The organism is Psychrobacter pacificensis (assembly GCF_900101915.1).
GTDB classification, from domain to species: domain Bacteria; phylum Pseudomonadota; class Gammaproteobacteria; order Pseudomonadales; family Moraxellaceae; genus Psychrobacter; species Psychrobacter pacificensis.
Genome location: NZ_FNAL01000004.1, coordinates 17,428 through 38,180, shown reverse-complemented (window position 1 = coordinate 38,180; position 20,753 = coordinate 17,428). Strand labels below are relative to the sequence as shown.

Sequence of the window (20,753 nt, the reverse complement as noted above, 5' to 3'; positions counted from 1 at the left end):
TGTCTGGCTTTTTTGTGCCTAATAGAAACCTGCCTGCCCAGAGCCTCATCTTTTTCTACTTTACCTCTTTTTCTTTGTCTAAATAAATGCCCTTTTTAACCAAAAGTTTAAGTGTATCTCAAAACAATATAGTCAATCCTAAATAAAACAGATACATTATATATCAAGGTGGAACTGGTCTAAATTTTCCTTGCGTGCTGTGCCTACGCAGACAGAGACTGCGAAAAATTTATCCCAGTCCCACTGTATCGTTTTTATACTGAATTCACTATAACCATCACTTGAAGAAGTCATTCGATATATAGCGCTTGGTTATAACCTTTCAAATAAAATAGTCTAATATCAAAAGTTACGCTAAACTCTACTATAACCAAAAGTACTTCCATTGCTGATTTTCTCATAACTACTTTTTTTACCGGACTGACTTATGACTTCTGCTAGCCCTAGCAAAAACATGGTAACGCAAGCCAATAAAAAAATGCGGCCTCTCGCCTCAGTCGCATTATTGACAGCGGCAATGCTGTTACCAGCCTGTAGTGTCGTCTCAGTGGAAAAACAAGCATCGGCCAAGACCATCTCAGCGCAGCGCGGTAATATCGTCACTGATAATCAACTAAGCAGCGATACGGCATCTGCCTTGCTATCAGCAGGTCTTGATGAGCAAGCTTGTATGCAGCAATTCGACTTGTGCTTGACTCAGCTCACGGACAGTATTTTAAATAAACACTATCGACCTGCACTGGCAATTTTTGCAGAACTGCACTACGCAAAAGCGCGCCAGCTTGCTGACTCACAAAACTGCCGCAATGCACTTGCCCGTCCACCACTTGACCCATACTATGCCAATGCGCCTTTGAGCGACGACGATGCCAAAACGCAGCAAGAAGAGACCGACCTTTGCTTAAACAATTATCAGGACAGACTGTTTGATGCGATTAAATATAGCTATACCTATTTGTTTTATGACAGTCTGACTCATGATTTTGAGGGTGCTGATGAAAGCTATCGTAGTGCTCACACGCAAACCCGCATCCCAACTGACAACGATATTCAGACCCAAGATATCTATAACGCTGCCAGCAATGATGTCATCACGCAGCTTTATCGATCGACCGAAAACTCAGATAAATTGATGAATGGCAAAAAAGTAGAATACTTAACCATCCCTTCTGCTAGGCGCGATAGTAGCGATCAAGCAGCGATTGCCAACCGAGCCCCGCTAAAAGGTAAAGCGATCGACCAAGTCAAAGTCATGAAAGTACAAGTAGATGATTATGACCTCGGCATCTATTTGCCCAATGAAAACAACTATTTGCAAAATGCTCATAAGCAAGACTCTGCGCTTGCTGACTTAGTTTCTACTTACGAGCTACGTCTCTCTGGGCTGAATTCTGTTAGCAAACGTCCCGGTTTAGGTATCAGCTTAGTCGCTTCTCTCGATGATCGTTACACCATCACGATTCGCCAATTATTATCATCATCACTATCGGGTCGATTAACCAATGAGAGTGACAATACAAAAGATAGCGAGCCAAGCTCACGCATTTATCCTACTGGTCATCTCCTGCTAACTGGTTTGATCAAACCAAGTGGTGATAGCGTGCTGGATGTGCTGAGCAGTCGCCAGCTCGATATCCATCTATACAATCCATATCAAACTGAAACCGTCAATATTCTTAACGATAACTATCCATTAGCAGCCAATTTCTCAGCAGGTTATGGAATGTGGCTGGCAGAAAACCAGTTGGATAGTGTGGGTTATTTGAACCTCATCACACGCCAGCCAGATGCTCGTCTGCCCAAACTGTTTATGCTCGAACCTTATGACCCTGACAAGCGTGTCATCATTATGCTACATGGTTTGGCCTCTAGCCCAGCCACGTGGGTCAATCTCACCAACGATATTCTCAATGATGACAAACTGCGCGACAATTACCAGGTTTGGCAAATATTTTATCCAACCAATTTGCCTATTTTAGAAAACCGCTATCAGATTCAGCAATTAATCAACACGACTTACGAGCAGACGGACCCAACAGGACAAAATCGCGCCAGTAAAAACAGCGTGATCATTAGCCACAGCATGGGTGCCCTTATCGCGCGCATGATGCTGTCCGATGATAATTTGGTCGATGATTTGGACAGACTTGATGATCAAGACATTCTCTCTAGTAGTGAAAAACGGCAAATCCGCGATGCACTAAAAGAATCGTTTGGTGAAAAGGAATTAAAAAAACGGTTTGAGCTACAATCCTTGCCACAAGTAGACACCGCTGTCTTTTTATCTGCACCTTTTCGCGGCACTGACTATGCAGACCGCTGGTTTACGCGGGCGCTGCGCCGCATTGTCTATCTGCCAGTCGGTTTGGTAAAAACAGTGACTGACAACTTGGCAACGATTGCCACGCAAGGCGATCTGGCACAAAACCCGTTGGGCGCTTTGTATTTGCAAAACGGTGCCAGCCAGCTAAGCGATGACTCTTCTTTTATTGAGCTGACCAAAGATCTGACGATCAATAGTCGTGTCACTTATCATTCGATTATTGCCAATAATGATGCTGATATCACCAAAGGACTGGCCCAAGCACAGCCTGACGGTGCCAAAATTGATTTATCGCAAGCGCTAGAAGAAGACGCTAAAGACGAACGCGCAAGTGCCCGCGTGTCAGATGACACATCAGAGCTGCCTCCTGAGCCACTGGTCGCTGCCGTCACTGTTGATAAAAATATCAGTCAAGCCCTAACCCAACGTTTATCAGACGGTATTGTGCCTTATACCAGTGCGCACTTAGATGGCGCGGCGTCTGAGACCATTATCAATGGCGGTCATAGTATTCAAACCAATCCACAAACGATTTTGACACTGCGACGGATTTTGCATAAACAGTTACAAGAATGATGTATGTTTTTGTTATTGGGGAACATTTTAATGCATGGGAAAGCAAGTAATAAACAAAACAGATGTTTTATAAAAAAATACTCGCTATTCCCAAGTCATTGTTATTCATAAAATTAATTTTATTTTCAAGGGTGTTTTATGTTTGTTTTTCTGACTCCTAGGTATGCAGCTGTCTAACCGCACGGGTTGCGTCACTATCTAGGGAAGCGCATAATATATGCATAGCACATACCTGTAGTATATGAGTTTATAGGGACATAAATTATTCAATTCAGCTAAACAGTGAATCGTAACCTTAGCCACAATTTATGCCTGATGTCGTTAAAGTTTTACGCCACTAAGAGCCATTGCCCGTAATCATTGTCACCTTGATTTATGTACCGTTACGGACAGTTACTTGAGCGTTGTACGGAAGACAGCGCTATGAAGCTAACAGATAAGAGTAACCATTTATGTTTGCTACGTTTATGATTGACCAGCTCGATGCGCTGACACTCGCGCGTATCCAGTTTGCTTTTGTTGTCTCCTTTCATATTGTCTTTCCCGCTTTTTCTATTGGACTTGCCAGCTGGCTGACCGTACTTGAGTTTCGCTGGTTAAGAACAGGCAATCCTGTTTTTGCGGAAGTCTACAAACACTGGGTAAAAATATTTGCCGTGGTGTTTGGTATGGGTGTGGTTTCAGGGGTAGTAATGTCTTACCAGTTTGGGACCAACTGGGCAGTCTTTTCAGATAAGGCGGGTAACGTCTTAGGCCCACTCCTCGCTTATGAAGTACTGACTGCATTTTTCTTAGAAGCCTCCTTTTTGGGTATCATGCTCTTCGGTTGGGGCCGCGTTAGTAAGCGCATGCACTTTGTCGCCACTGCAACCGTCGCTATCGGTACGTTGATCTCAGGGTTTTGGATCTTGGCCGCCAACAGCTTTATGCAGACGCCGCAAGGATTCATGGTCGGTGCTGATGGTCTGCTTTATCCAACCAACTGGCTTGAGATTATTTTTAATCCCTCATTTCCCTACCGCTACGCACACATGATGACCGCTGCTTTCTTGACGACTGCTTTTGTGGTTGGTGGTATTGGTGCTTATTATCTACAATCCAAAAAGCACATCGAACACCGAAAACATGGCCGCGTGATGTTGGGCATGGCGATGATTATGGCGATTTTTGTGGCACCTGCGCAGGTATTAATCGGTGATGAGCACGGGCTAAATACGCTTGAGCATCAGCCTGCCAAAGTCGCAGCCATGGAAGGTATCTGGGAAGATGAGCGCGGGGCAGCATTACGTCTCTTTGCGATTCCTGATCAAGAAAATCAAACCAATAAATACGAAGTAAAAATCCCTTATGTCACAGGTTTGATTCTCACTCACTCTTTAGATGGTGAAGTGAAGGGTCTTAAAAACTGGGCAACAGAAGACCAACCACACGTTATTATTGTATTTTGGGCCTTCCGTATTATGGTTGCCATTGGTATGTTAATGGTGCTTGTGGGTCTATTTAGTGTCTATAAATACTTCAAAAAACAGCAGTTCAGTCCTGACAGCAAGCTGTTCCACCGTGCATGGATGATGATGACGCCGCTTGGCTTTATCGCGCTACTTGCCGGTTGGTTTGTCACCGAAACAGGGCGTCAGCCATGGACAGTCTATGGTGTAATCCGTACAGCTGAAAGTATGTCACCCTTAGCAGCCCAACAGGTTGCCACTACATTGATCGGCTTTATTATCGTCTATACCTTTGTTTTTGGTGCAGGTAGCTTTTATATCTTGCGCTTGATTGGTCAAGGGCCAAAACCTTATACCGATCCTGCCGAAGACAATTTCTACGAGCATTCAGTAACCGAAGGTCAAGGTCGTACGCTGAGCGGAGATAATGATCCTGCTGGTCACACGACCAAGCAAGATATCGACACACCAGCAGATGACATCGATGATGGAGGGTTACGCTAATGTTTAATTTCGGTGATGTATTAGACTTACCCTTAATTTGGGGTGGATTGATTGCGCTTGCAGTCTTCATTTATGTCCTGCTTGATGGCTTTGATTTAGGCTGTGGTATTTTATTTCCGTTTGCAGGCTCAGACAAAAACCGTAGTCGCATGATGAACTCTATCGCCCCATTCTGGGATGGTAACGAGACGTGGCTGGTATTGGGTGGCGGCGGTCTATTCGCAGCTTTCCCAGTCGCTTATGGCATTATCATGACAGGCTTGTATCTGCCGGTCATCTTTATGCTGTTTGGCCTGATCTTGCGTGGCGTGGCGTTTGAGTTTCGCTTTAAATCGAGCACCCATCGCTACATTTGGGACGGCTTCTTTTTCTTTGGCTCATTGCTGGCCGCTTTCTTCCAAGGCGTGATGCTCGGCTCTTTAGTACATGGTCTTGAGGCGAGCAATCGCTTGTATACTGGCGGCCCATTTGATTGGTTGACCCCATTTTCTATGGTCAGCGGGGTGGCTTTGATTATCGGCTACTCACTGCTTGGCTCAACGTGGCTCATTTTAAAGACCGAGCACGATTTGCAAGTGTGGGCGCGTAAGGTTTCAGGCTGGCTGTTGATGGCGTTGGTTGCTGCGATGATTGTTGTGACCATCTTTATGTATTTTTCAGACATCGATGCGCTAGAAGATTGGTTTACACTCGGACGCTTGCCTTATCTGGCGCCGATGCCAATTATTGCGCTGATTGTGTTCTTTATTATGCGTAAAGACTTGACCACTGAGCGTGAATATCGTCCTTTCTTATTGACGGTATTGCTCTTTTTATTGGGTTATATTGGGGTGTGTGTGGCGATTTTCCCTTATATTGTGCCCTATCAGATGACGCTACATGAAGCGGCGGCTGCCGATACATCGCTATCATTTATGCTGGTGGGTGCGGTAATCATGTTACCTATCATCTTAAGTTATACTGCTTATGCGTACTATGTGTTCAAGGGCAAAACTGATCACGAACATATGTACTAGTCATTGTAAATGACAAGCAGCTAGTAGTGAGATAAGCAGGTGCTACACATTTTTGTGGCACCTGTGCTCAATTTGTCAGATAAGAGGTCTTTATGAAAAATCTCAGTAAAAAACATTTGAGTAAAAAGCAAAGACTGAGTAAAAAGCAAAGACAATGGGCTTGGTTTTTGGGCTTATATGCCGCAGGATTTTTGACGATCTTTACGATTGCCCAATTGATTAAGCTGGCAATGGGCGTTTAACACGGTTATCAGACAATACGGTTATCAGACAGTGTCGTTACCTATGTGCTACGCGCTCAATTTACCAGCCCTTGTATTCACTCTTCATTTCTATTGGTAAAGATTGAACAAGATATAGAAATCATCTGTGTAAAAAAGCAGCGTTGAACGATCAACGCTGCTTTTTTGTGTTTACCAGTGTATTTTTGCTTATCTTATGAATTTATTCGACCTTGATGATTATCGATATCGTTTTTTTCAATAAATTCATTCACTTGTGCCAAGCGCTCGGCTGTACCGACGTCGATCCAGTTATCAGTAATCACTTCAGCAGTAATCTGGAATTTGATCATTGCTTGCTTAAGTAGTGGCGCCAATGCGGCAGGCTGTCCTGATACCAATCCCTCTACCAACGTAGGAGACATCACGCTAATACCAGCGAAAGTAAACTTGTCCGCATCGCCAACTGGCTGCTCGCTGGCAAGACCATTATTAATAGCGAAATCACCACCATCATTGTGCTCTGGATTGTCAATCAACAACAGGTGCGCGCGCTGATCCGCGCCTAATGTATAGTCTCGCAACTGAGCAAAATCATAGGTCGTCCAAACATCAGAGTTGACGAGAATAAATGGCTCGTCTCGCAGCTTGCCTGACTGTAATGCCTGAAAAATACCACCTGCCGTCTCTAACGGCTCATCACCTTCTACTGACCAATGTAGTTTGACTCCATATTGCGCACCGTCGCCCAAGGTATCCATCAGCTTATCTGCCAGCCATGACGCATTGATCGTGATATCGGTAATACCTGCGGCTTGTAGTGCTTTAATATGCCAGACAATAAGTGGCTGACCGCCCACTTCGACCAAAGGCTTGGGCGTATCTAGTGTCAATGGTCGCAGACGTGTGCCCTTGCCAGCAGCCAAAATCATGGCTTGTGTAATCGTCGAGCTAGACATGCTTACTCCTATTTTTATTATTTAGTTTATCAATTTGATTAAGCATCATCTAGGCTGAAGCAAACTTACCTTTGTATGCAGGTAGAACAGCATCTTTTAGCCATTGATTAAAAGGTAGGACGGCATGCTTGATCGCATCATTACCTTGTTCAGCCAGCCAGTTTAATTCAATAATTAAATCACGCATGACTTTGGGAATATCACCCAAATAGCGATCTTTGCCATCGCGTTCAGATAATCGAATAAAAATCCCTAGTACTTTTAAATGACGCTGCACGCCCATTACATTAACGTCGTTTTCAAGCTGAACCACATTATCGGCTGTGGTTAGCAATTGTTGCTTTTGTAGCTGCCAAAAGTCGTTAATCCATGCAGATACTTGGTGCTCTGGCCATTCAACATAAGCATCGCGTACCAATGATACTAAATCATAAGCATAAGAGCCGATGACGGCATCCTGAAAATCAATCACACCTAAGCGCGATGTGTCCGCTTGGTCTTGCATGAGGTTACGACTATGATAGTCGCGATGCACAATGACTTGTGGCTGTAGCAGGATTTCATTGATGAGTGCCGATTTTAAGTTTTCCCACACCTCCTCATTCAGCTCTACGCCGATATAAGGGATAAACCACTCACTAAACAGATTCATTTCGCGATCTAATAACGCCGTATCGTAATCTGGGAGCTGATACTGAGATTTTGCAGTCTCGACTGGTACCGTTTGCAGCGCTACTAACGTCTGCATGGCGAGCTGATAATAGTCATTGATTTGCTCTGGTGTTGCATCATTCAGCAAATGAGCAAACTCTACTGCACCAAAGTCTTGTAGCACCAAAAAACCTTTTTCTAAATTTTTTGCGATGAGCGTCGGCACATTGATTGCAGGCGACATGAGCTTGGCAACATTGATGAACTGCCGCATGGCATCTTGCTCATCAGCAGAATCCATGACGATATAACGCGTATCTCCTGATCCGCCAGCCTCTAGCAGTTGAATGCGATGATAGCGGCGCGCACTCGCGTCACCCGGTAAACTATCTAGATCAAAGGGCTTATCTACAAATACTTGCTGCAACCAATGCTCGAGTTGTTGTTGGCGATTGTCGTTATTGTTATCGGTCATGTCAGGCTCTATAGTGGTTTTATCAGTCATAATGGGCATCACAGGTTAAATATAAATCATAAATAATTAAAGTAGTGATAAGTCAGGCAAATACTTGCTAAAATGGTCATATCTTAAGCCGCAACAACTGCGTTAGTAGACATATCAAGATATCATTCAGTAATTTAACGATAAGCTGAAATTTTTAGCTCATTTAAAAGCAGCTTGGCTATATTATAAATTTTGGTAAATAGTGTAGCTGATTTGGTTTTTTTTGACTATGATTAGTCGTCATTATATGTAAAACAGCCAAGTTCTTGAGATGACGCTATCGATGAGTGATTTTTTAGCCGTTCATTAACAACTTGGTCTTGTTGAATAATACGACTATGCAATTCAGTATCGCAATCCAATAGGCTCTGCAATCATAGGTGTGCCCTTGTTATATTCTCCGCTTTACCAAAGCATTCGTTTGATCTTATTTGGTGCCTTAGGCTTATCTAGCCTAACGGTTAATGCTGCCATCAACGATGCTGACACACAGACAACTGAGCCATCAAGTGCTGGTAGTACGAGCAGCTACCTTCCTGATACCAATAACAGTAATGTCACTCAAAGCAGTGATTACAACGATATCCGTTATAAAGACGCGCGCTCACAGCTCGATAATTCTCAAAGAGCGACTCCTGCCTCTGATTTTGATGACACCCGTTTCGCAAGCGATGCTAAGTTAGAAGACAGCGCCTCCGATGATGTTTTGAATATCACAGAGATTAATGAGTCTTCTGATATCGCCTCGACACAACCATCAAATATGCCAGATAGCGATCAGGTAAGCCGCGACACACGCGCTAATGCTATAGCTACACCTGAAACCGTAGCGGATAACCGTCAGCTAGATATCAGTGATGAGAGCATTCAAGACAGTCTAGTGCGTTTGGCAGAATTCTACGAGCTCACCCCAGAAACACAGCCCACTACCGCCAATGATATCGATACAGTAGCAAATATTGAATCTGATGATACACAGAGCACCTTAGCGCCTACAGCGCAGACCATTCCAAAAGTCGGTAAAAACTTACGATTATTGCCAAACGCTATAGATAGTGCACAACGCTGTGAAGGTCAATGGGTCTATCCAAAGAGCAACCCTAATTATCAGCGTGCTGTGAATGAGGCTGGCGGTGCAAATGGACAACCTGTACCTGATGTCGACAGTATTCCCAACAATCAAGCACCTTTATTCACAGAGTCAGACTACGGTTATTACAATAATATCAACTATGCTGAGCTATCAGGTAATGTGAAAGTCGATCAGGGCACCCAGCATATCGAAGCAGAGAAAGTTGTGATTGATCTAAGCAATGGCGTGGCTGCTGCACAAGGTAGAGTCATGTTTACCGATCAGGCGACAGGACAATCACTGCAACGTAGCAATGCACCAAGCAACGCTCAAGCCAGCTTTAATGAAAGAGCAAAAAAAGGTGGTTTGATTGGGGTTGCAGACAGCTTAAATTATAATACTGAAACTGGACAATCAACAGCCAACGATGTGGCCTTTGCTAGTGTTGGGCTACAAGCACACGGCTACGCTAAACGCTTGAATAAGCCCAATGATAGTGAGTACGAGTTGGACGAGGTGATGTTTAGCACCTGTCCACCCACCAACCGTAAATGGCAATTTGATGCCAAAAGTATCGATTTGAATACTGATACAGGGCGCGGTGAAGCCTACAATACGACTTTTCGCATTGCTGACGTACCGGTGTTTTATCTCCCCTACTTTAACTTCCCAATAGACAGTCGTCGTAGCAGCGGATTTTTGTTACCAAGTGCGAGCGTGAGTAGCAAGAGCGGTGTTGAGATTGATGTTCCTTATTACTTCAACCTAGCGCCCAACTACGATGCCACGCTCAATACGCATGTATATACTGATCGTAATCCTATGCTCTCAGGTGAGTTCCGTTATTTGACCGAAAACTATGGAGAAGGCATTTTTAACGGTTCATACTTGCCTAATGACAAAGAATATAATGACGAAGATCGTAAAAGCTTTTTTTATGATCATTATTGGTCATCGAAAAGTATTCCGCGGTTAAGTGGTGATGCCAAATATAGCTATGTATCAGATGCAGATTATCTTGATGATTTTGATACCTTAGGTTTATCAGATAACACCATCAACCTACCAAGGCGTGCTCGAGTTAATTATTATAATGATTACGTCGATGGTGAGTTAAAAGTAGAAACCTTTCAAACGTTAGATGCGTTTACTGATAATGGTGAGGCTCTAGAGGATAAAGACAAACCCTATTCACGCCTACCACAACTAAAGCTCAACTATCGACTGCCGTGGGCGAAGAATTTTGACATCACTGGTGTACATGATTCTGCCTATTTTAAGAAGTCTATTGATGATGGCTCTGAGGATGAAAAGAGCGGCGCACGTATTTATAACAAAATCAGTGCCGTCTATCCGATAGAGAAGTCTTGGGGCTATATTAGACCGAAGCTAAGCCTACAGCACCTTTATACTTCCTATGATGAAGACAGCTTGGCAGACAATAACATCAGTGAAGAAGATGGTAGCCAATCCGTATTTGTGCCGCAAGCCAGTATTGATGCAGGTCTGAATTTCTACCAAGCAGGCTCACCCTTTGGCGCTTTTGATGACACCATGGGTGGCTATCGTCTGCTTAGCCCGCGGGTGAAATACACGTATTCACCGTACAAAAACCAAAATGATATTCCTAACTTCAATACTCGTATTGCGTCTATTAACTATGAGCAGCTATTTTCAGACAGTTGGTTTTTAGGCCATGACCGCTTGCAAGATCTGCACTCTATCACGCCTGGTGTCAATTATCGTTACATCGATGCAACGGGTGTGACACGTTTTGATGGTAGCATTGCAGAACAGTTCTATATAGACGATGGACGTGTCACGCTTGATGATGAGCAACGAGTTTTCAACTCTTCTTCCTCAGGCATGGTATGGGATACCAGCACCCAACCTTATAACAATTTTTGGGTTGATGTGAGCGGTGCGCTGACTAACGACTATGATTTGAACTATATCACGACTGAGCTACGTTATCAGCCATCAGACAATAGCTTGTTCAATGTGGGCTATGTCAAGCGCCAGCGTGATGAAAATACGGATCAGTTGCCATTGTCCGCATTTACCGCCTCTGCTGTTTTCCCTATCAATAATAGCTGGCGGATATTGGCTCAAGGTCAATATGACTATAATAGTAATAAGATGCTCGATTCACTTATCGGCGTTGATTATGAAGATTGCTGCTTTGGTTTTGCAGTTTATGGTCGTCGTTACTATAATGACTTAAATGTCAAAGACGAGCCAACACAAGCGGTTATGGCAGAGATACGGTTGAATGGGCTTGGTAGTGGCAGTAGCCGCTTAACACGATTGCTCTCTGATAAGATATTAGGCTTTGAACCTGTCCAAACTGCATGGAAAGACTAACGAGATTTTTTGAAGTAAAATATTATTTATATAAAAATGTATAAAGCACTATCTACAATCCAATTATGGACAACACTGTCGGGTATTTAATGATTAAAAGTATTGGATCGTGTTGACCAACTACCATCCGATGCGATGACATTGATGAGGAGCATCATGAGATTTTTTTCTTTACGTCAAACCAGCCGAGCTGTACTACTGTCTATAGGGGCCAGCCTTACGCTCACTTTGAGCGCTCAAGCAGCCACGGTGGCACCTGCAGTAGCACAAACGTCGAATCCGGCTGGACAAAACACCGTCGATCGTTTGACACCTGCCAATAGTACTGATGGCATCGTGGCTTTGGTCAATGAAAACGCTATCTTGAAGAGCGAATTGGTTGATGCCATTACACAAACCCAAGCCCGCGCACGAGCAGCAGGCGAGCCAATTGCAAACTCAGCACAACTACAGTCTGAGGTACTAAACGCGCTTATCTTGCGTGAATTGCAACTATCAATGGTAAAACGTGTCGGCCTATCTCCTGATGAGACCGAGATCAATCAACGCCTTGCTCAAATTGCTCAATCTCAAGGGCTTAATAGCATCTCAGCATTGCAGCAACGCTTAGATGCCGCGCGTCCTGGTAGTTATGCCGCATTACGTGCTCAACTGATCGAAGATGCTGCTATTCAAGAGCTGCAGCAGCGTCAAATCAGTCGCCGAGTACGCATTAGCGAGCAAGATATTGATGCATTTTTGGCGTCGCCTGAAGCAAAACGTTTGAACCAAAGTGAATACCAAACTGTGCATGTACGCGTTCCTTATATAGATGACTACAGCCGTCTATCAGCAGCTCAACGTGAGGAAGCGCTAAAAGTTGCACAGGATTTGCGTACTCGTTTACTTGAACCAAATGTCAATGTCTCTGAAGCTGTTGCTGCAAGCCAAGGTAGCTATCCTATCCCTATTCAAGGTGGCGATATGGGCTTTCACAAAGCGGCCTCCCTACCGACAGAGCTATCAAGCAAAATTACCAACCTCGATATTGGTGCAGTTAGTGAGCCGTTACTAACGCCTGAAGGTATCGATATCGTTAAGCTGGCTGATAAAAAAGCCAGTGATACCATGCTGATTCCGCAGTGGCACACTCGTCATATCTTAGTAAAATTCGATGAGTTACAGACAGATGCACTGGCTGAACAGAAAATTAATGATTTGTATGAGCAACTGCGTAATGGCGCTGATTTTGCTGCCTTAGCATCAACCTATTCAGACGATCCAGGATCGGCTGGACGCGGTGGTGATCTTGATTGGGTCAGTGAAGAAGATATGGTGGCTCCATTTGAAGCCACAATGAAAAACACAGCCGTTGGTGACTATTCTGCTCCATTCAAAACTCAATTCGGCTGGCATATTTTAAAGGTTGACGGTAAGCGTCAGCAGGATGTGAGCGAGCAATATCGTCGCAATATGGCACGCCAAGCTTTGTATCAACGCCTAGCGCCTCAAGCACAAGAAGACTGGTTGCAAGAATTGCGTGCAGGTGCTTACATCCAAGTACTCGGTTAAAGACTTACGTTCAACTGCTTGGTCATAAGTTAATACACTGAACGCTAATAATACTAATTAGCTTGCACAGAAAAAGGGTATATGCATTGGCATATACCCTTTTTTTTATTTAGAAATTGACTGCCAGTTAATTAGAATAATGGATAGCAAACCGCCTAAGTACAATTAACTTAACAGACGGTTAAACCAATCTATTTAGCTGTTTATAGCAAGAATATTACAAACCGATAAAGGATGCACAAAGAAAAGCCCCGAACCTAGGGCGATTGGTTCGGGGCTTCAGTGCTTCATGTTATTGTTATTATCTCTCTTCCATGTTGACTCATCCTAAGTCATAAACAGTAACGTATAAGACAGCGGGCTGACCTGTTCTTTTATTGATACCGTCTCAACACTGCATCCTTGCGTATCCTTGTGTTGATGAATGTATTATAGGACAATCAATTTGGTACGAATAGAAGCTAAAGACCTTATTTGACGTAAGCATATGCTTACGTTATAAGAGTAAACTTTAACCTATACGTCGCACTTCTTATCAACTAAAACTGCCTTGCGCTTGTTTGCGTTCATCTGACATTTTCTTGCCTTCTTTTTTACCTTCTTCAATCTTGCTATCTGCTTCTGCTACATCTTCTGCTTCTGCAGTAGGCGCGTTACCTTCTTGCTTACTCGTTTCTTCTGGCTCATATTGTAAAGTCGTCATGACAGGAAAATGATCAGATCCTATAGACGGCATACGTTTGATATCAACTACTGTAAAGCAAGCACTATGGAAAATGTGATCCAATGCCCAACGCAGAAACGGATATTTGACATGAAAGGTGTTGATAAAGTGTCGACCAATACGAGGATCTAGCAGCCCAGAAATACGCTGAAAGCGGCGCGTGGTTTTTGACCATGCCACATCGTTGAGATCACCAGCCAATATCGCGGTTTGCTTATTTTCTTTGATGTGTTTGCCAACCATCAACAGCTCAGCATCACGCGTGGTAGATTTATCAGCCTCAGTTGGACTTGGAGGCATAGGATGCAAGCAGTATAGCCAAATCACTCGACCACCTTGCAAGCGTAACTGCGTATGAATAGAAGGTATGTCATCAATCATTAGGTACTTCACTTCAGGATCTATGAGCTCAAGCTTAGAGTACAGGTGCATACCGTATAGATTATCCAGCGGAACCTTCACTGTATATGGATAATCAGACTCAATTTGCTGTAAGGCTTTCTCCCATTTTTTATCAGTTTCAAGCGTAATTAAAATGTCGGGCTGTCTATGCTTGACCAAATCAACCAATTTTTGTGTTTCATTATTGGGTGTTAATACATTTGACACCATGATTTTTAATTGATGTGCTTCCCCTTCTGGCTTATTTTTCGCTTTTTGAACTTCTTTTTTCCACAACCTTGTATAGGGCAATACCATTCTGAGTTGAAACGCTAGTGTGATGCTAAGCACTATAAATAACAACCATTGTCCCAGTTGCCACTCTGAGAAAAACATGATCATGCCAATCCAAGCAATAATGCCCAGTACCATTATCTGAATGCGTGGGAATTCGACGCCACGTACCCACCAATTATCCAGTGGCACCCAACCCCAGATCGTTACAAATGCGATGAATCCTGCGAGCCATTGTAAGCTGTAATATAATAGTGAGAGATCCATAGTATGTGATAACCGTGTATGTGATAACCGTTTATTGAGATGATAATGGGGCCAATAATGACATATGCTGTGCCATTCACTCCATGACAACGCACATCATTATCTTAACTGAACTGAGTTTTAAATGAACTGAGTTCTAACTGAACTGACGTCAAGTATGAATGCTAGAAGCTTACTTTAGCATTTCATAAGATTTTCGCCTATATATGAGTCGTGATTCTGCAACAACTGCCATAAAAATTTACAATACCTACCCAATCAAAATAATAAGTATTTTATCGAAAGCCTTATTCTTTATAGGCAACCAAATATATTTTGCCAATACCTAAGCGCGACTCTAATAATAACGTAAAGTTATAGTACACATAGTTAATAGTGTATGGAAAACGAGTAAATAATAGCCAAAACGCCTTGCTTTTTTGTACCATTCACGGCATTGTTATCGGTTGGTGATGCAACAAATAATTGTAAATAGGACTGAATTTCATGAGTAATTTAACAGTAGGCTTGGTAGGCTGGCGCGGCATGGTAGGATCAGTATTGATTCAACGTATGCAAGAAGAAAATGACTTTAACGGTATTACGCCTGTCTTTTTTTCAACCAGTAATGCTGGTGGTGATGCGCCAAAATTCGACGGTATTAAAACTGGCCAACTAAAAGACGCTCATGATATTGAAGCACTCGCTGCCTGTGATGTGATTATTACTTGCCAAGGTGGTGATTATACGTCAAAAGTTCACCAACCACTACGTGATAGCGGCTGGACTGGCTATTGGGTTGATGCGGCAAGTACGCTACGCATGCGAGACGATAGCATCATCATTCTTGATCCAGTCAATCGCAGCGTCATTGATGACGCCTTAGCCAGTGGCAAAAAAGACTTTATCGGTGGTAACTGTACCGTATCTTTGATGCTGATGGCTATCGGCGAGCTGTTCAATAAGGGCTGGGTCGAATGGGTCAGCGCGATGACCTATCAGGCGGCTAGTGGCTCTGGTGCCAATAACATGCGTGAGCTTATCTCAGGTATGGGTGTTTTGCATGACGCTGTACAAGATGAGCTGGCCAACCCTGCTAGCGCCATTCTTGATATTGATAAGAAAATCGCTCAGACACAGCGTTCAGCAGACTTCCCTACACAGTACTTTGGTGTGCCGCTTGCCGGTAGCTTGATTCCTTATATCGATGTACAGTTAGAAAATAAGCAGTCAAAAGAGGAATGGAAAGGCGGCGTTGAGACTAACAAAATTCTTGGTAATGACGAAGCTAGCACGATTCCTATCGATGGTATGTGTGTACGTGTCGGGGCAATGCGTTGCCATGCGCAAGGTCTAACCATCAAGCTCAAAAAAGATATCCCTCTAGAAGAGATTGAAGCCGCCCTAAAAAATAGCGGCAACGAGTGGTTAGACTTGGTTGAAGACGACAAAGAAGCCACTATGAATCGCTTAACGCCAGTCGCAGTGACTGGTACATTAACAGTTGCATTAGGCCGCTTACGTAAGCTTAAAATGGGCCCTGAGTATTTAGGTGCCTTTACCGTTGGTGATCAGCTACTGTGGGGCGCAGCAGAACCATTGCGCCGTATGCTGAATATCATTCGTGAGCAAAACAACTAAATCGAATAACCAAAATATCAGATAAAAAAGACAGCAAGTGCTGTCTTTTTTGTGCGGTCAAGAACCTAAATGGCTAAGAACAATGACTATATGCCCTAGTATCCTTGTATTACTTTTGCTCATACGCAATCATTACCTCGTTACGACGTAAAAATGGCAATGCCCATGGCTCATCGTAACGTGCCAATTCTGGCTAACCTGTAGGCGTTAAATGTTTGCTTTGCATCCAATTTCGCAGTTCTTATGTCCTTTTATCTACTTTATCACTTCCAGTAAATCCTGAGAATTTGATAATGTCATAATTTTGAGCTCGTACTTCGACGATTTCGACTTCTGGGTTATTTGGTTCTGGTGACGTCTCCATCGTATATTTACTGAGCATCGCGAATTGTACGCGCCACTTTCCGTCATCTTGCTGCATACTGACTGACTATATTGACAGAATGAATATCAATATCCAAAAAATCCCTAACAATGCTATAATTAGCGCCATTTTCATAGCTCATATATCGGTTAACATATGCAATTTGTCTTACATAAAACAGCCAGCGGTGCAACGCGTGCACGCCGCGGCACCGTTCATCTCAATCATGGCGATGTACAAACGCCTGCCTTTATGCCTGTTGGGACTTACGGTACGGTCAAAGGTATGCTGCCACGTGATATCGAAGCCATTGGTGCTGATATCATTTTAGGCAACACTTTTCACCTCTGGTTACGCCCAGGTACGGAAGTGATTGATAAATTTGGCGGCTTGCATAAGTTCATGCATTGGGACAAGCCTATTTTGACGGATTCAGGCGGCTTCCAAGTCTTTAGCTTGGGTGCAATGCGCAAAATCACTGAAGAAGGTGTTAACTTCAAATCGCCTATTGATGGTGCCAAAGTATTTCTTTCTCCTGAAAAATCGATGCAGATTCAATACAGCTTGAACTCAGACATCGTCATGCAGTTCGATGAATGCACCCCTTATCCAGCGACTCATGATGAAGCAAAGAAATCTCTAGAGCTATCACTACGCTGGGGACAACGCTGCGTTGATGAGCACAATAGACTGGGTAGCACCAACGCATTATTCGGTATCGTACAAGGCAGTATGTATCCCGATTTGCGCCAGCAATCACTCGAAGGTTTGCTTGATATCGGCTTTGATGGTTATGCTATCGGCGGTCTTTCAGTTGGTGAGCCAAAAGAAGAGATGATAGACGTCCTAGACTACCTGCCTGATGATATGCCAGCAGATAAGCCGCGCTATCTGATGGGCGTTGGTAAGCCTGAGGATTTAGTTGAAGGCGTACGCCGCGGTGTGGACATGTTCGATTGTGTGATGCCAACGCGTAACGCGCGTAATGGCCATTACTTTGTGACGGGCGATGCAGACAATGCTGGTGTGGTACGTATCCGCAATAGCCAGTATCGTAACGACGAAGGCCCATTAGATCCTGAATGTGACTGCTACACTTGCCAAAACTTTAGCCGTGCTTATTTGTATCATCTTAATAAATGTAAAGAGATGCTGGGTGCTCAGCTAGCCACCATTCACAACTTACGCTATTACCAACGTTTGATGCAAGGTATCAGAGACGCCATTGAGCAAGATCAGTTTGATGAATTCGTTAGCGAATTTTATAATAAGCGTGGACAAACCATTCCTGAGTTAAACTTGCGTTAATCCATTTTAGTATTTATTGATATTATTAGACATAAAAAGGGCTTAAGATAATTCTTAAGCCCTTTTTATGTGTGCTGCTTTTATTACTCAATGATTTACTTGTCTAAATCATTGTAAATAATACCAAACCCAACAATTAAAGTTGCGCCCAAGCACGAGCAGTTAACGACCGAATTCTTTGTGGCTGTTTAAGCAAATTATTCCAAGCCAAGCAAGCGGCATCGACAATAGCCTCATAACTGTCATAACAACGATTAGATAGCTCATTTTGCTTAAGGTACTGCCATACTCTCTCAGAAGGATTCAGCTCAGGTGAATAAGGCGGTAGTTTAAGCATAGTGACATTACACTGATTCAAGCTTGGTTGATGCCATAATGCGCCGTCCATCACCACCACCGCATGACGTCCTTTTGGTACGGCTTTACTAATCTCTTGCATATGCAATAACATGGTGTGTTTATTAACGAAAGGCAGTACTAAGCCGACAGCCTTCTTTGTCGCTGGACAAAAGGCACCAAACAGATAAGCGGAATGAAACTGTTGCTGTTTGATCAGTCGAGGTCGCCCACCGCGGTAATGCCAAACTCTGGTCAATGAGCCTTGTTGTCCTATTCGAGTTTCATCTTGAAACCAGATGTCCACTTGATCTAAGCTCACATCAGTAGGCAGTGACGCCTTAACCTGTGCTATAAAGTTTTTTTAAAAGCGTCTTGAGCTTGTATGTCGGCTTTTGGATGCTGACTACGAGCACTTATCCAACTCATATCAATACGCTTGAGTAGCTCGTAGATACCGTTAACGGTGTAGTGAGCGTTGTAGTGTTCTTTAGCCAATTGCTGAATGTCTTTGCCGGTTAGACGACCGCCAGCGCGCTTTTCTTGTTCAGAGACTATCATGGCTTTAAAAGCGGCTGTGTCTGCTTCTGCCAATTTGCTGTGACGACCTCGACGATGACGATCGTAGAGACTCTCAAGTCCTCGTTCATAATATCGCTTCAATGTCCGTCTGGCAGTTTCAGGATGTATGCAGAGGTCTTTAGCAATATCGTTAGTGGCTTTGCCTATACTATATTGGTATAAGATGAGCAGGCGTAGGCGGGCTCTGGGGTTACTCTCAGTCTTTGAGTGTTTGCCAAAGTCATGGTCTTCTAGGTTATGTATTGGTATAGTCATAAGTGGATTATACTATATATTTTGGGTTTGGTATAACTATTAGCCCATCAGTGAGGTAACAAATACCACGATCACAGCGATTGGCGCGATGAATTTTGCAACAATTTGCCAAAGCTGCCATGTCGCATTAGATAAACCAAGCTCTTGCTGAATACTACGCTGATCCATTTTCCAACCAACAAATACGATAGCCGCAAGACCTGTTAGAGGTAACAGGAACTTACTGGTAATCTTATCTAGGGCATCAAAGATACCGTTACCCATAATAGTAAATTCAGACCATAGGTTAAACGATAGCAATGCGGCAATGCCTAATAGCCAAATCACAGTACTGGCAACGATAGTCGATACAGTACGGCTCATCGACGTACGCTCTTCTAGCAGCTCAACCGTTGGCTCTAGTAATGAGATAGATGAGGTGACAGCTGCAAAGGTAATAAGCAAAAAGAACAATGCACCAATGATAATACCCGCACTCATGCTACCAAAAGCAATCGGTAAGCTGACGAAGATCAGACCAGGACCTGACGCAGGATCTAGACCGTTACTAAAGATAATTGGGAAAATGGCTAAACCAGCCGCCAACGCGATAACCGTATCCAAAATAACAACGGTACGTGCAGTTTTTAGCAAGTTCACTTCGCGGCCCAAATACGAACCATAAGCAACCATGATGCCCATACCAATCGATAGCGTGAAGAAGGCATGACCTAATGCTGCAAGCATAACGTCAGCCGTCAGCTTGCTCATGTCTGGCGTGAACAAATAAGCAACTGCCTCACCAAAACCGCCATTCATTATGTTATAACCAACGATAACGAAAAGGATCACACCCAATAGTGGCATCAAAATCTTGGCTGCTTTTTCGATACCACTCGTTACACCAATACCAACGATAACGGCCGTTAAAATCATGAATACAGTGTGCCAAATCGTCAATGTACCGGCTGATGCTAGCATCGCATCAAAGGTCGCAGCCACAGAATCACTATCTTGACCTGTAAAGCTCCCTGACGCCACTTTGGTGATATAGTTAAGTGCCCAACCACCGATCACACTATAGAAGGATAGAATTAAAAAGCCACCCAAAATACCAGTAGCACCAACGATGGTCCAGCTACGAGATTTACCTTCGCTAGCAGCCACATCCGCAAACGTGTTGACTGGGTTTTTTTGTCCACGGCGACCAATGAGCCATTCAGCAACTAATATTGGAAAACCGACTAGCGCGATACAGAATAAATAAGCGATAACGAAAGCTGAACCACCGCTCTCACCCACCATATATGGAAACTTCCATATATTTCCCAAACCTACTGCTGAACCTACTGCCGCTAACACGAAGCCAAAACTTGAGCTCCATTGCGCATGTTCTTGTTTATTGATAGCCATTTTTTGCGTCCTCGTACTTCAAATAACGCTACTGACAATC

General features: G+C 43.6%; 15 protein-coding genes. 8 read left to right on the top strand and 7 right to left on the bottom strand.

The features are described from left to right. Positions 1 to 427: 427 nt before the first annotated feature. The 4 genes from BLR43_RS03520 (at position 428) to BLR43_RS13570 (ending at position 6,109) form a co-directional block, all read left to right on the top strand. A complete protein-coding gene (locus tag BLR43_RS03520; protein ID WP_093068870.1) occupies positions 428 to 2,899 on the top strand; it encodes an esterase/lipase family protein in 2,472 nt (823 codons plus the stop codon). 452 nt (positions 2,900 to 3,351) lie between these two features. After that, positions 3,352 to 4,851, top strand: a complete 1,500-nt coding sequence (locus BLR43_RS03515; protein ID WP_071003485.1) for a cytochrome ubiquinol oxidase subunit I — start codon at positions 3,352 to 3,354, stop codon at positions 4,849 to 4,851. After that, positions 4,851 to 5,867 (top strand): cytochrome d ubiquinol oxidase subunit II, encoded by a 1,017-nt coding sequence (gene cydB, locus BLR43_RS03510; RefSeq protein ID WP_093068867.1) that lies wholly within the window; start codon positions 4,851 to 4,853, stop codon positions 5,865 to 5,867. Before BLR43_RS03515 ends, cydB begins: the two co-directional genes overlap by 1 nt. A 92-nt stretch (positions 5,868 to 5,959) precedes the next feature. Beyond that, positions 5,960 to 6,109, top strand: coding sequence for a hypothetical protein (locus BLR43_RS13570; protein WP_156770998.1), 150 nt, complete (start codon positions 5,960 to 5,962; stop codon positions 6,107 to 6,109). Between the two features lie 194 nt (positions 6,110 to 6,303). Here the strand turns inward: BLR43_RS13570 and murU are convergent, their stop codons facing one another. Both murU and BLR43_RS03500 read right to left on the bottom strand, forming a co-directional pair. Then, a complete protein-coding gene (gene murU, locus BLR43_RS03505; RefSeq protein ID WP_093068865.1) occupies positions 6,304 to 7,047 on the bottom strand; it encodes an N-acetylmuramate alpha-1-phosphate uridylyltransferase MurU in 744 nt (247 codons plus the stop codon). Positions 7,048 to 7,096: 49 nt separating this feature from the next. After that, the gene (locus BLR43_RS03500; protein WP_379542874.1) at positions 7,097 to 8,212 is read right to left on the bottom strand and encodes an aminoglycoside phosphotransferase family protein; all 1,116 of its coding nucleotides are present in this window, start codon (positions 8,210 to 8,212) and stop codon (positions 7,097 to 7,099) included. 379 nt (positions 8,213 to 8,591) lie between these two features. Between BLR43_RS03500 and BLR43_RS03495 the strand changes: the two genes are divergently transcribed. Continuing rightward, a complete protein-coding gene (locus BLR43_RS03495; protein WP_093068859.1) occupies positions 8,592 to 11,639 on the top strand; it encodes an LPS-assembly protein LptD in 3,048 nt (1,015 codons plus the stop codon). 156 nt (positions 11,640 to 11,795) lie between these two features. Beyond that, the gene (locus tag BLR43_RS03490; RefSeq protein ID WP_093068856.1) at positions 11,796 to 13,190 is read left to right on the top strand and encodes a peptidylprolyl isomerase; all 1,395 of its coding nucleotides are present in this window, start codon (positions 11,796 to 11,798) and stop codon (positions 13,188 to 13,190) included. 535 nt (positions 13,191 to 13,725) lie between these two features. Here BLR43_RS03490 and BLR43_RS03485 read toward each other — a convergent pair. Further along, entirely contained in the window at positions 13,726 to 14,856 is a 1,131-nt protein-coding gene (locus tag BLR43_RS03485; protein ID WP_093068853.1) for an endonuclease/exonuclease/phosphatase family protein, read from the bottom strand. Positions 14,857 to 15,342: 486 nt separating this feature from the next. On the opposite strand from BLR43_RS03485, the gene asd reads away from it, so the two are divergent. Continuing rightward, entirely contained in the window at positions 15,343 to 16,476 is a 1,134-nt protein-coding gene (asd, locus tag BLR43_RS03480) for an aspartate-semialdehyde dehydrogenase (RefSeq protein ID WP_093068850.1), read from the top strand. Positions 16,477 to 16,717: 241 nt separating this feature from the next. Here the strand turns inward: asd and BLR43_RS13965 are convergent, their stop codons facing one another. Then, positions 16,718 to 16,897 (bottom strand): heme-binding protein, encoded by a 180-nt coding sequence (locus BLR43_RS13965; RefSeq protein WP_320157873.1) that lies wholly within the window; start codon positions 16,895 to 16,897, stop codon positions 16,718 to 16,720. Positions 16,898 to 16,996: 99 nt separating this feature from the next. On the opposite strand from BLR43_RS13965, the gene tgt reads away from it, so the two are divergent. Then, positions 16,997 to 18,148, top strand: coding sequence for a tRNA guanosine(34) transglycosylase Tgt (tgt, locus tag BLR43_RS03470; protein ID WP_058023663.1), 1,152 nt, complete (start codon positions 16,997 to 16,999; stop codon positions 18,146 to 18,148). A 136-nt stretch (positions 18,149 to 18,284) separates the two neighbouring features. On the opposite strand, the gene BLR43_RS03465 is transcribed toward tgt, so the two are convergent. Genes BLR43_RS03465 through BLR43_RS03455 form a run of 3 tightly spaced genes read right to left on the bottom strand, consistent with a single transcriptional unit; the run spans position 18,285 to position 20,713 of the window. Continuing rightward, positions 18,285 to 18,806: an IS630 family transposase gene (locus tag BLR43_RS03465; protein ID WP_167669378.1), complete on the bottom strand. Its 522-nt coding sequence runs from the start codon at positions 18,804 to 18,806 to the stop codon at positions 18,285 to 18,287. A 29-nt stretch (positions 18,807 to 18,835) separates the two neighbouring features. After that, positions 18,836 to 19,321 (bottom strand): winged helix-turn-helix domain-containing protein, encoded by a 486-nt coding sequence (locus BLR43_RS03460; RefSeq protein WP_093068844.1) that lies wholly within the window; start codon positions 19,319 to 19,321, stop codon positions 18,836 to 18,838. A 39-nt stretch (positions 19,322 to 19,360) separates the two neighbouring features. Then, positions 19,361 to 20,713 carry a sodium-dependent transporter gene (locus BLR43_RS03455; RefSeq protein ID WP_071003465.1) on the bottom strand — a complete coding sequence of 451 codons (1,353 nt, stop codon included), beginning with the start codon at positions 20,711 to 20,713 and terminating at the stop codon, positions 19,361 to 19,363. Positions 20,714 to 20,753: the final 40 nt, after the last annotated feature.

What these genes read in the sequence shown, in the direction of transcription:
- murU (WP_093068865.1), bottom strand. Translation starts at nt 7,047, where the DNA reads ATGTCTAGCTCGACGATTACACAAGCCATGATTTTGGCTGCTGGCAAG.
- tgt (WP_058023663.1), top strand. Translation starts at nt 16,997, where the DNA reads ATGCAATTTGTCTTACATAAAACAGCCAGCGGTGCAACGCGTGCACGC.
- BLR43_RS03520 (WP_093068870.1), top strand. Translation starts at nt 428, where the DNA reads ATGACTTCTGCTAGCCCTAGCAAAAACATGGTAACGCAAGCCAATAAA.
- BLR43_RS13570 (WP_156770998.1), top strand. Translation starts at nt 5,960, where the DNA reads ATGAAAAATCTCAGTAAAAAACATTTGAGTAAAAAGCAAAGACTGAGT.
- BLR43_RS13965 (WP_320157873.1), bottom strand. Translation starts at nt 16,897, where the DNA reads ATGCAGCAAGATGACGGAAAGTGGCGCGTACAATTCGCGATGCTCAGT.
- cydB (WP_093068867.1), top strand. Translation starts at nt 4,851, where the DNA reads ATGTTTAATTTCGGTGATGTATTAGACTTACCCTTAATTTGGGGTGGA.
- BLR43_RS03485 (WP_093068853.1), bottom strand. Translation starts at nt 14,856, where the DNA reads ATGGATCTCTCACTATTATATTACAGCTTACAATGGCTCGCAGGATTC.
- BLR43_RS03460 (WP_093068844.1), bottom strand. Translation starts at nt 19,321, where the DNA reads ATGACTATACCAATACATAACCTAGAAGACCATGACTTTGGCAAACAC.
- BLR43_RS03500 (WP_379542874.1), bottom strand. Translation starts at nt 8,212, where the DNA reads ATGCCCATTATGACTGATAAAACCACTATAGAGCCTGACATGACCGAT.
- BLR43_RS03490 (WP_093068856.1), top strand. Translation starts at nt 11,796, where the DNA reads ATGAGATTTTTTTCTTTACGTCAAACCAGCCGAGCTGTACTACTGTCT.
- BLR43_RS03515 (WP_071003485.1), top strand. Translation starts at nt 3,352, where the DNA reads ATGTTTGCTACGTTTATGATTGACCAGCTCGATGCGCTGACACTCGCG.
- BLR43_RS03455 (WP_071003465.1), bottom strand. Translation starts at nt 20,713, where the DNA reads ATGGCTATCAATAAACAAGAACATGCGCAATGGAGCTCAAGTTTTGGC.
- asd (WP_093068850.1), top strand. Translation starts at nt 15,343, where the DNA reads ATGAGTAATTTAACAGTAGGCTTGGTAGGCTGGCGCGGCATGGTAGGA.